The sequence below is a fragment of the Salinisphaera aquimarina genome (assembly GCF_042643355.1).
GTDB classification, from domain to species: Bacteria; Pseudomonadota; Gammaproteobacteria; order Nevskiales; family Salinisphaeraceae; genus Salinisphaera; species Salinisphaera aquimarina.
Genome location: NZ_JBHRSS010000010.1, coordinates 233327 through 244805 on the forward strand (window position 1 = coordinate 233327; position 11479 = coordinate 244805).

Annotated in this window: 10 protein-coding genes; all 10 read right to left on the minus strand. The window is 63.0% G+C overall.

Translation table 11 applies throughout. The features are described from left to right. Window positions 1–66: 66 nt before the first annotated feature. Window positions 67–2055, minus strand: a complete 1989-nt coding sequence (locus ACFOSU_RS20445) for a hypothetical protein (protein ID WP_380691870.1) — start codon at window positions 2053–2055, stop codon at window positions 67–69. A gap of 365 nt (window positions 2056–2420) precedes the next feature. Further along, complete coding sequence (locus ACFOSU_RS20450) at window positions 2421–3326, minus strand: hypothetical protein (RefSeq protein ID WP_380691872.1); 906 nt, start codon at window positions 3324–3326, stop codon at window positions 2421–2423. Between the two features lie 320 nt (window positions 3327–3646). Further along, the gene (locus ACFOSU_RS20455; RefSeq protein WP_380691874.1) at window positions 3647–4690 is read right to left on the minus strand and encodes an aliphatic amidase; all 1044 of its coding nucleotides are present in this window, start codon (window positions 4688–4690) and stop codon (window positions 3647–3649) included. 103 nt (window positions 4691–4793) lie between these two features. After that, complete coding sequence (locus ACFOSU_RS20460) at window positions 4794–5129, minus strand: FmdB family zinc ribbon protein (RefSeq protein ID WP_380691876.1); 336 nt, start codon at window positions 5127–5129, stop codon at window positions 4794–4796. A 9-nt stretch (window positions 5130–5138) separates the two neighbouring features. Continuing rightward, on the minus strand, window positions 5139–6371 hold the full coding sequence (fmdA, locus tag ACFOSU_RS20465; RefSeq protein ID WP_380691878.1) for a formamidase: 1233 nt from the start codon (window positions 6369–6371) through the stop codon (window positions 5139–5141). Window positions 6372–6511: 140 nt separating this feature from the next. Beyond that, a complete protein-coding gene (gene urtE, locus ACFOSU_RS20470) occupies window positions 6512–7198 on the minus strand; it encodes an urea ABC transporter ATP-binding subunit UrtE (RefSeq protein WP_380691879.1) in 687 nt (228 codons plus the stop codon). A 10-nt stretch (window positions 7199–7208) separates the two neighbouring features. After that, entirely contained in the window at window positions 7209–7949 is a 741-nt protein-coding gene (urtD, locus tag ACFOSU_RS20475; RefSeq protein WP_380691880.1) for an urea ABC transporter ATP-binding protein UrtD, read from the minus strand. Continuing rightward, a complete protein-coding gene (gene urtC / locus ACFOSU_RS20480; RefSeq protein WP_380691882.1) occupies window positions 7946–9112 on the minus strand; it encodes an urea ABC transporter permease subunit UrtC in 1167 nt (388 codons plus the stop codon). The genes urtD and urtC overlap by 4 nt, the downstream gene beginning before the upstream one ends. A 22-nt stretch (window positions 9113–9134) precedes the next feature. Continuing rightward, window positions 9135–10058: an urea ABC transporter permease subunit UrtB gene (gene urtB / locus ACFOSU_RS20485; RefSeq protein ID WP_380691884.1), complete on the minus strand. Its 924-nt coding sequence runs from the start codon at window positions 10056–10058 to the stop codon at window positions 9135–9137. 87 nt (window positions 10059–10145) lie between these two features. After that, window positions 10146–11399, minus strand: a complete 1254-nt coding sequence (gene urtA, locus ACFOSU_RS20490; protein ID WP_380691885.1) for an urea ABC transporter substrate-binding protein — start codon at window positions 11397–11399, stop codon at window positions 10146–10148. Between the last annotated feature and the right edge of the window lie 80 nt (window positions 11400–11479).

Genomic DNA, 11479 nt, shown 5'->3' on the forward strand with positions numbered 1-11479 from the left:
ACAAAACCCCGCGTCGGCGTTACCGGCGCGGGGTTTTTTATGGGCGTTTCGCGGCCTCTGCGGGAGTCAGCCGTCGTCCCATGGTTTGTCCGCGGCCCAGCTCTCGGCGATCAGCTGGCGCACCCGCGCCACCGCATCGTCCGGCACCGTGCTCGAATCGCCGGTTTCGCGTTTCTTGTAATGAAAGACGTAGACACGGGCAAGGAACTGCTCGAACGGTAGTGACGACTCGCCTTCCAACTCGCCACAGTCGTGGGTCGAGGTGAACATGCCCTGTCCCCAGTTCTGACCCTTGTCCCGGTTCGGATTGAAGAAATACACCCGCCACTGACCGTGCGGATCACAACCGACCCGCTGGATGGAGACCGCGTGCCAGCCCACCAGTTCGGCGCTGTGGTTGGTGGTGGCGATGCCGCAGGGCTGGGCATAGACCAGATCGCGACCGCCGTTGTACAGGGGATGGTAGGCCGAATAGAAGGTGCGGATGAAATCGTCGCAGTGCGTGACCGCGCCGGTGCCGGTATCGATCAGTTCGGCGAAGCCGCGATGCACCCACCAGCCGTGCAGTTCCGGATTGACCCAGCGATGACCGTCGCCCTCGCGGCCGATCGTGTGCCGGCTCATCTCCATGTAGATGCGATCCAGATGGGGCGTCAGCAGCAGCGATACCGGGTCCAGCTCGGTATGCAGCGTCTTGGCCAGGCCGAAGGACAATTCGCTGGAGCGGATCGTGGTGCCTTCGAAATGACTGATGATCTCGTTCTCGCGGGCGGCAAAGGCGATCAATTCAAGCAGATAGCCGACGTCGTTCTGTGCCCACAGGCTGATGGCCCGGGCGGCCTGGCAGGTCGGGTTATGTCCTTGATCGACGCCGCGCGGCTGTCCCAGCACCGAGACCGTGCCTGCCAGCAGCAGCACGTTGGCGTCCGGCGGATCCTGCCACTCGCTGGCCTCGCGCAATGTCTCGGCGACTTCGGGGTGGATCGTCAGCATCATCAGTCGCCGCAGGCCGGGCAGAACCGGGCGGATGAACACGCTGCCCTGATCGAGCATCTTCGACAAGCCGTATATCGAGCGTGCGGTCTCCCGCCAGATCGCGAAGCGGATGATGTCGGTGATTACGTTCTGGTGAGTGGAAAGACTGACCGCGCCCACCGAATTGAGCGCGAGCGACGAGGCCAGCAGATCGGGCGCATGGTCGACGAGGTGGCGCAGCAGGTCGGCGTGCTGAGCAGCCACCAGACCGGTCTGTGACATCGACCAGCCAAAGGTCTCGGCTTCCAGGCTGAGCTGCTCGTGGGTGAGGCCGGTCAGGGCGGCCGCGTACTCATCGCGATCGACGCTGCGCGCCAGCTGTGTCGGGCCGTCCAGCGCGCTGAGCCAGTCACGCGCATAATCCACGGAGCGGTCATCGTCTTTGAACTGGCCCAGCGCCTGGCGTGCGGAACGCAGCAGTGACTCCACCCGCTGCACCATGATCGGCCGCTGCAGAAGCACACGTTCGACCTCGGAAATCAGCGATTCCAGGATGGCGCTCGCGCCCAGGCGTTCGAGAATGAAATGGAACAGATTCTCGACTCGTTCCGCGGCTTCGGCGTCGCCTTCGCGGGTTTCCTCCGTAACCACGGGGAAGAGCAGGTCGAGGTTGTTGGCCAGCACCTGCTCGAGGAAAGTTCGCGCGGTGGCCGGGTCCATGCCCGCGTAGGTGCTTTCGCCCTCGGCGATGGCGAGCATGCGCAGTTCGCTCAGGCATTCGAGGATGGCATTGGGGCCGCCGCCACGCAGCGTGCCACTGACCAGCGCGGTCTGCAGCTGCGCCGGCTCGGCCCAGTCGCCGCCGGAGAACACCCCGCCGGCGTCGAAGCGTGGTGCGAAGCGATACAGCTGGCGGATGCCCTCGGCGCTGCGTAGCAGTTTCTTGGCGCGGGCGAACAGATGCTGTTGCTGCATCGCCTTGCCGAATGATCGCGCGGCTTCAAGGCGTTCGAGAACGGTCTCGAAATCCTCGGCCAGACGCGCGGGGTCATTCAATGTGCCCGGATCAACGGCTGCCATGTCGACCACCGGCGATGCGGACGCGGGGAGCTGGCAACGGTGCTGAGCGTGTCTTCATAGGCATATATCGATTCGGTGCGCGAGGGCCAGACAGGCGACTCCTGAAAGACGCCGCGGCGAAGAAAACGCCCGAATTCCTGATTTATCAGCAATGGACGTTAACACAGGCTCGGCCGAAGCACCGTTCGAGTGCACTGGGCGTATCCGTGCTCGGGTTGGTTCACTACTATGCCGGCCGTTGACCGCAAAACTTGAGCCGATGAACTGGTACGCGAAGGATCGAGAGGGTCTATCGGTCGACGCCGGACACGTCAACACGGAAGCGGCCGGCCGTTGCAGCCGGCCGCTCTGGTACGGCGGTGACGCTAGAACGCCATCGCCAGGCTGACCATGCCGGTGAGGAAGTCGTCTTCCGGGTTGCCGGGGATCACGTCCTCGTCGGTGTGGTAATAGGTGGTGTTGAACGCCAGGCTCCACTCGCCGTAGCTCACCGGAATGGCACTCAGGCCGATGGTGGCGGTCGCGCCGAGCGAGGCATAGCCGAAGCCGCCGTCGCCGCCCTGGAAATCATCGGTCATGAAACCGACGCTGGTCGGGATCGACAGGGTGATGGGCCAGGTGGGGCTATCCACCAGGGGGAAGGCTGGTTCGACCGAGCCGACGAAGACCGCCCCCTCGTCCTGCCCCGGCTGGCCCTTGACACGGATATGGGTAACGAAGGCCGGGTTGAGTGCGAATCCGCTGTCGCCCCAGAGGGCGCTGTCGTCGTAGCCGGCGCTCAGATCGACAATGCGCTCGACTTCACCGCCGTAATACCACTGCTGATAAGTCACCCCCAGGGTCAGCGCGTTTATGGTGTAGGAAAGGCCACCGTAGATATCGATTTCCTGGATATTGCCGCCCAGCGTGTCGTCGGCGTTGTTGTTGATATCGCTCCATACACCAAAGGTGACGGCAAAACCGCTGGGCAACTCGGCGCCCAGGTCGACATGCGCGAAATTCGTCGCCTGGGTGCCATAGAAGTCGTTGCCGCCGCCCCAGACATCACCACCGTAGGACACGAAATGAGAGGCATAGTCGATACCGAAGGAGCCGAACAGCTTGTCGCCCGGCGTGGCCGCAGGCGCCGATGTCTGCAGATTGGCCGGTGAATCGCTGTTGGGTGCGGCGTCGATCGATGGATCGGTCATCTGCGCCAGCGCCAGACTGCTGGTGCCCCAGATCAGCGCGCCGGATACCAGTGCCCGCCCCGCGGTCCTGTATTTGATCATCTTTTTTGCCCCTAAAAGGTTATTGAGTATAAAAATGGGAAACTTTCTTGGATCGATAAGTTTCCCAAGTTTAAAGAGGCAATTAGCACGCCTTTATCGTCGAATTGGTCGTGTTTCGGATGCGTCGAAAGACGTATTTATTCGGGCGAATAAATCATTGTAGATCAATGATTAAAATCCGGTCTGCAAGTGCGACGCGTGCATCTGGAAATGTCTTGCAGGAGAGCCGTTCGGCCAAAAATCAATGACAATCGTCGTCGACAGTAATAAAAAGCCCGCGAGACGCATCGTCCGCGGGCTTTTTCCAGCAAGCGGCGGGCTCAGCCGTCGGTGCCGGTCTTCCTTTCGGTGGGCAGATCCTTGACCGGGCAATCTGCCACGCCGGAGGTATTGCGGGTCAGCGCTTCGACGTGCTCGCGTGTGCCCTGCGGATCGTTGATCCAGTCGCGATAGAAGCTGAACGGGCAATCGGCGCGGCCCTCCGAACCGTCGCCCGAATCGTGGGTGCCCGTATAGCCGCGATGCAGCAGCTTGTAGAGATGATTCTGGGACTGGTCGTTGGCGCGAGCATCGCGTATCGCCGAGACCGACAGCTGGGCGTACTGGATGCCGTTCTCTTCGGTGCCGCATTCGCCGAGCGTACGGCCGTCGAAGCCGATGATCGCGGAATGGCCGAAGTAGGAGTAGACGCCGTCGAAGCCGGCGGCGTTGGCCACGGCTACGTACGAATTATTCGCCCAGGCCATGCACTTGGACATCATCACCTGCTGTTCCTTGGCCGGGTACATATAACCCTGGCAGCGGATGATCAACTCGGCGCCCTTCATTGCGCAGTCGCGCCAGATCTCGGGATAGTTGCCGTCGTCGCAGATGATCAGGCTGATCTTGAGGCCTTTGGGGCCGTCGCAGACATAGGTGTCCTCGCCCGGATACCAGCCCTCGATCGGGCACCAGGGAATGCACTTGCGGTATTTCTGAACGATCTCGCCTTTGTTATCGATCAGGATGAGCGTGTTGTAGGGCGCCTTGTCCGGGTGCGATTCATGCCGTTCGCCGGTGATCGAGAACACGCCCCAGGTATCGGCCTCGCGGCAGGCGGCCGAGAAGATATCGGTCTCGTCGCCGGGGATGGTGGCCGCGGTGGCCATCATCTCGTCGCCGTCGTACATGATGCCCATGGTCGAATATTCGGGGAAGATGACCAGGTCCATGCCGGGCAGGCCGGTCTTCATGCCCTTGAGCATCTCGCCGATGTTGCGGGCGTTGTCGAGGACGTCCTCGCGCGTATGCAGGCGCGGCATCTTGTAGTTGACCACGGCTACGCCGACGGTGTCGGGGCTGCTGGAAATATCTCCGTGTCGCATGCTATCTCCGGGTTTCGGCGCCGCTACGGGCGCCCTGTAGGTAGAAGGGGCGCCGTCGCCGTTCGCGCGGTCGACGACGCCGGGAGCAACTAGCAGGGATCAGCTAGTGACTGATCATCCAGGGGCGCGGGCCAGTCTGGGTCTGTACCGCGGGCGGCGGACCGCTTTGTCGGCTCTTGCCGTGACTGGCGCAGCCGCAGCCGGCCGGATGGCCGCCGCCGTAGGTCTGGGTCGTATGCGGTGCATGCGAACTGCGTTCGTTGGTCTCGTGGGCGACGCGGGTCGACCTGGATACCCGCGACAGGCGCGGGGCGGAGGCGATCACGCGCCGCGAGGTGGCCCCGCATTGCGGGCAGTCGCTGGGCGCGCGCGAGTCGGCCATGCGGCGCATGGCGCTGAACGTGCCGCAGTCGCGGCAGACGAATTCGTAGATGGGCATGGTCTGCTCCTACTTGTCGTAGGCGATCGGCATGTCGACCGCGCCCTGGATATGTTTGACCGGGCCGTCGGCGCCGGGGCTGATATCGAAATCGAAGATTTCCTGCGGCAGCCACAGCGTGGCGCAGGAGTTGGGGATATCGACCACGCCGCTGATGTGACCCTGTACCGGCGCCACGCCCAGAATCGAATGTGCCTGGGCCGGCGAATAGCCGAACTTGGTCATGTAGTTGATCGCGTTCAGGCAGGCCTGACGATAGGCGACGTTGACGTCCAGATAATGCTGCTCGCCGGACTCGTCCACCGAGATGCCTTCGAAGATGAGGTAGTCCTTGTAGTTGGGCGTGATCGGGCTGGGCTTGAAGATCGGCGACTTGATGCCGTACTTCGACATGCCGTCCTTGATCAGGTCCACTTTCATGTGGACCCAGCCACCGGCCATTTCGATGGCGCCGCAGAAGGTGATCTCACCGTCGCCCTGGCTGAAGTGCAGATCGCCCACCGACAGGCCGGCGCCGTCCACGTAGACCGGGAAATAGATCTTGGAGCCGCGCGACAGATCCTTGATATCGACGTTGCCGCCGTGCTCGCGCGGCGGCACGGTCCGCGCGCCTTCGTTGGCGGCCTTGTCGCGTGCCTCGCCCTTGAGGGCGCCCATGTGCGCGGTATGCGGAGCCGGCGGGTTGGCCAGCGGCGGCACGCGCTCGGGATTGGTGGCGATCAGGTCGGCTTCGCGCTTGTTCCAGGTATCCAGCAGATCCTGGCTCGGCAGGCAGCCGATCAGGCCCGGATGGATCAGGCCGGCGAAGCTCACGCCCGGCACGTGGCGCGAATCGGTGAACAGGCCGTGGAAATCCCAGATCGATTTCTGTGCGTGCGGGAAATGCTCGGTCAGGAAGCCGCCACCGTTCTGCTTGGAGAAAAAGCCGTTGAAGCCCCATTCGGCGCCCTTGAGCGAGCCGATGTCGAGCAGGTCCACGACCAGCAGATCGCCCGTTTCGGCGCCTTTCACGCCCACTGGGCCGGACAGGTAATGCACCGTCGACAGATCGACATCGCGCACGTCGGAGGCATCATCGTTGTTGGCGATTGCGCCCGAGGTCCAGTCGTAGGTTTCGAGGATGAATTCATCGCCGGGCTTGACCCAGCAGGCCATCGGGATATCCGGGTGCCAGCGGTTGTGGGTCTGCGGATTGTTCGAGGCGTGGGTGTCGAGGTCGACTTTGATGAGAGTGTCGGTCATGTCGTTTTTCTCCGTACAACGATGTCGGCAGGGCCGTTCGACCCCGGTTTGCATAGCGGCGGATTCCAGTCTTGAATGGCGCCGCGGGACCGGCAATACGTCGGACGACGTAACGCCTGGGATTTTCCCTAGCCGTGGTTCTAGACCGTGAGGTAGCGGCTGATCTGTTGGGCGTCGATATCGGCGCCCGCGGCTTCATGCACGATCTGGCCCTTGTCGATGACGAGCATCCGATCGGCTATCGCGGTGGCGAAGCTGAGCACCTGTTCCGAGACCACGATGCTGATCTTGCGCAGCTGCTTGATCTCGTTGAGGGTCGTGGCGAGCTGTTTGATGATCGACGGCTGGATGCCTTCGGTGGGCTCGTCGAGCAGCAGCACTTTCGGGTCGGCGGCGAGTGCACGGGCGATCGCCAGCTGCTGCTGTTGGCCGCCGGAGAGGTTGCCGGCCTTGCGCCGACGCATGTCGCGCAGCACCGGGAACAGGTCGTAGATGTCCTCCGGGATCTTGCGCCGGCCGGTGGCTTCCAGGCCGGCGGCGATGTTCTCCTCGACCGTGAGGGTGGCGAACACGAGCCGGCCCTGGGGCACATAGGCCAGGCCGCGGGCGACCCGCTCGTAGGCCTGGCGCGAGCCCACCGATTCACCCCTGAGCATGATCTCGCCCTTGCACTCGAGAATGCCGATCAGGGATTTGAACAGCGTGGTCTTGCCCATGCCGTTGCGGCCCATGATGGCCACGGTTTCGGTGTCGCCGACTTCGAACGAGATGCCGTGGATGACTTCGCTCATGCCGTAACTCACGCGCAGGTCTTTGGTACTGAGCATGTTGGGTTCCTTAATGTCCGAGATAGACTTCGATCACACGTTCGTCGTTCTGCACGGTTTCCATGGGCCCTTCGGCCAGGATCCTGCCCTGGTGGAGCACCGTGACCTTGCGGCCGATGTCCTTGACGAAATCCATGTCGTGCTCGATGACGATCACCGCGCGGTTTTCCTTGATCCGGTTGAGCAGTGCCGCCGTGGCCTCGCGTTCGGGCACGCTCATGCCGGCGACCGGTTCGTCGAGCATCAGCAGCTCCGGGTCCTGGATCAGCAGCATCCCGATCTCCAGCCACTGTTTCTGCCCGTGGCTGAGCAGGCCGGCGCTCATGTCCAGTTCGGCGACCAGATAGATGGTCTCGGCGATTTCGTCGATACGTGCGGTCAACGTCGGCGTGCGCCGGAAGAACAGGCTCGACAGCACCGTGCGCCCGCCGGGCGAGGACAGCTCCAGGTTCTGGCGCACGGTCAGGTTTTCGTAGATCGACGGGGTCTGGAACTTGCGGCCCACGCCCGCATGCACGATCTGATGCTCGGAGAGCTTGGTCAGGTCCTTGTCGCGGAACTTGATCTTGCCGCCCGAGGCACGGGTTTTGCCGCAGATCAGGTCGAGCAGGGTAGTCTTGCCGGCGCCGTTGGGGCCGATGACCACGCGCAGTTCGTTGCGTTCGACATAGAAGTTGAGGTCGTCGATGGCCTTGAAGCCGTCGAAGGACACGGTCAGGTCCTCGACCTCGAGCAGCATCTGGTCGCTCATGAGTGTTGCTCCTGGGGCGTGGTGGTCGCGGTCGTGGACACTGCGTGGGGGGCGCCGCGGCGGGTGCCGGTTTTCTTGCGGTTGACGCGGCGTGGAATCAGGCGCGGCGCATAGTCGGCCACCAGCCCGGCCATGCCGCGCGGGAAGAACATGACCACGCCGATGAACAGCGCGCCCATGACCACCGGCCAGACCTGCGGAAAGCTGTCCGACAGCGACGTCTTGGCCCAGCTCACCACGAAGGCCCCGCAGGCCGCACCCGCGATCGACAGGCGCCCGCCGACCGCGCAGAACACCACCATCTCGATCGAGGCGACCGCACCGACGAAGGTCGGCGACATGAAGCCCACCTGCAGGGTGAAGAAGGCGCCGCCGATGGCCGCGAATACCGAGGCCAGCACGAACACGAACACCTTCATGTTGGCGACGTCGTAGCCGGAGAAGCGCACCCGGTCCTCCTGATCGCGCATGGCGATGAGCAGGCGCCCGAAGCGGCTGTTGATCACGAATTCGCCGATCAGCAGACACAGGATCAGCGCGACACAGCAGGCGAAGTAGAGGATGTAATGGGCGCTGTCGGTACGGATATCCCAGCCCAGCATGGTGCGCAGATCGGTGATGCCGTTGATGCCGCCGGTATAACCCTGCTGGCCGATGATCAGAATGGTCAGAATGGTGGCCACGGCCTGGGTGATGATGGCGAAATAGACCCCGCCCACCCGGCGCTTGAACATGGCGTAGCCGATCAGCCACGCAAAGAACGCCGGCACCGCGATGATGGCGAACACGGTGAAGGCGAAGCTGTGGAAGGGTTGCCAGAACCAGGGCAGGGCGGTGATCTGGTTCCAGTCCATGAAATCCGGAATGCCGGGCGTGCTCTGGATCTTGGTGGCCTCCGGCGTGGAGGCCTCGAGCTTGAGGAACATGGCCATGCAGTAGCCGCCCAGGCCGAAGAACACGCCCTGGCCGAGACTGAGAATGCCGCCATAGCCCCAGCACAGCACCAGGCCGACCGCGACGAAGGCATAGGTCAGATACTTGCCGAACAGGCTGAGCCGGAAGATGTCGGTGGCCAGCGGCAGCACGATGATCAGCAGCACGGCGATGACCGTGATCTGGATCAGGCGGGTCGGCCCGCCGAATGCCTTGAGAAAACGTTGCACGATTGAGTCTCCCTGTAGGCGCCTAGCGGCGCACCTTGCTGGCGAACAGGCCCTGCGGACGCAGCATCAGCACGATGACCACGAACAGAAGCGTGTAGACCTTGGCCATCGAGCCGGACCAGAAAAACGACAGAATCGACTGCGATTGGGCGATGCCGAAGGCCGACACCACCGTGCCGAGCAGGCTGGCCGCGCCGCCGAACACGACTACCAGGAAGGCGTCGACGATATACAGCGAGCCGGTGGTCGGCCCGGTCGATGCGATGGTGGTGAAGGCTGCACCCGCCACCCCGGCGATGCCGCAGCCCAGCGCGAAGGTGAGCCGGTCGACGCGGTCGGTGTTGATGCCGGCGGCGTTGGCCATCATTCGGTTCTGGGTGGTGGCGCGGACCTTGATGCCCCAGCGCGAGCGATACAGCAGGGCGAACAGGCCGATGGTCATCACCACGGTGATGGCGACCAGGAACAGCCCGTTGAGCGGAATATCGATCATGTCGGTGGCGCGGTAGGAACCCAGCAGCCAGTCCGGCATGGTCACGGTCTTTTCGCGTGGCCCGAAGGTGGAGCGATAGACCTGTTGCAGAATCAGTCCCAGACCCCAGGTCGCCAGCAGCGTGTCCAGAGGTCGCTTGTAGAGATAGCGGATCATGAAGCGTTCGACCAGATAGCCGAGTGCGAAAGTGCCCGCGAAGGCGCAGACGATCGCGACCGGGAAATACCAGGTCAGCGCGAATTCGCCCCAGTCGGCCGCCTGGGCCGATACGAGATAGGTGATGTAGGCGCCCAGGGTGAGAAACTCGCCGTGGGCCATGTTGATGACGCCCATCTGGCCGAAAATGATCGCCAGACCCAGGGCCATGAGAAGAAATACGCAGAACAGGCTGAGGCCGGAAAAGCCCTGCATCACGAAGATGGCGGTCAGTTCCTGCCCGGTGAAGTCGCCCATGATGTGCTCCGGCTAGGATTGCCGGAGAGCACGTGCTCCCCGGCAATCATCAGATGAAAAGGCGTGAACGCGAGGCCCGAGGGGCGTCTAGTTGTAGCCCTTGGGAAACGGGTTCGGCTTGATCACGTCGGACTCGAAGACCACCTTGGCCTGACCGTCGTTCTGCCACTGGCCAATGCGGGTACGCATCCACAGATGGTGGTTGGGGTCGATCTTCAGATAGCCGTGCGGCGAATCCTTCCATTCCATTTCCGGAGAGGCGGCCACGACCTTGTCGACATCGAAGCTGCCGGCCTTCTCGACCGCGCGCTTCCACAGCCACGGGCCCAGATAGGCGGATTCGGTCACGTCGCCGATCACCGCGTCGTCTCCGTATTCGGCCTTGAACGCCTTCACGAAGGCGGCGTTACCCGGCAGATCCAGACTCTGGAAATACTTCATGGAGGAGTAGAAACCGGCCACGTTCTGCTTGCCGATGCCCAGCACTTCGTCCTCGGTGACCGAGATCGTGAGCATGGGCTGACGCTTGGCGCTCATGCCCGCCGCCTTGAGCTGCTTGAACCAGGCCACGTTTGAACCGCCGACCACCGCCGCGAACACCAGGTCCGGACGCTTGAGCTTGATCTTGTTGATCAGCGAGCCGAACTGGGTGTTGCCCAGTGGGTAGTAGTCTTCGCCCACGACCTTGCCGTGCAGATGCTGCTCGATGTGCTTGCGCGCGATCTTCATCGAGGTGCGCGGCCAGATGTAGTCCGACCCCACCAGGTAGAAGCTCTTGGCGCCCAGGGTCTCGCTGGCCCAGTCGAGTGCTGCCAGAATCTGCTGGGTGGCTTCCTGGCCGGTGTAGAAGACGTTGTGCGATTGCTCCAGGCCTTCATAGAAGGTCGGGTAGTAGAGCAGGCCATTGGCCTGTTCGAACACCGGCAGCACGGCCTTGCGCGAGGCCGAGGTCCAGCAGCCGAATACGGTCGCGACCTTGTCCGATTCCAGTAGCTTGCGGGCTTTTTCGGCAAAGGTCGGCCAGTCGCTGGCGCCGTCCTCGACCGTGTACTTGATCTGGCGTCCGAGCACGCCGCCCTGTGCGTTGATCTGCTTGATCGCCAGCTTCTCGGCCTGGATCGAGCCGGTTTCGCTGATCGCCATGGTGCCGGTCAGCGAATGCAGGATGCCGACATTGACGGTGTCGTCGGTCACCGACAGGCCGGTGGTCATGACTTCGTCGGTGGGCGGCGCGGCGGCCTGGGCCTGTGACATCAGGACACCGGCCCCGAGGGTGGCGGCGACCAGGCTGTGCAACAGCTGGCGGGTGAGCGGGCGTCGGCCCGGAATACGCGATTTCATCGATGGTCTCCCTTGATTACGTGGTGCTCGAAAGCAGCTTCAAACGCCTGCGCTTTCGGCATGGCAAGGATCGGCTCGGC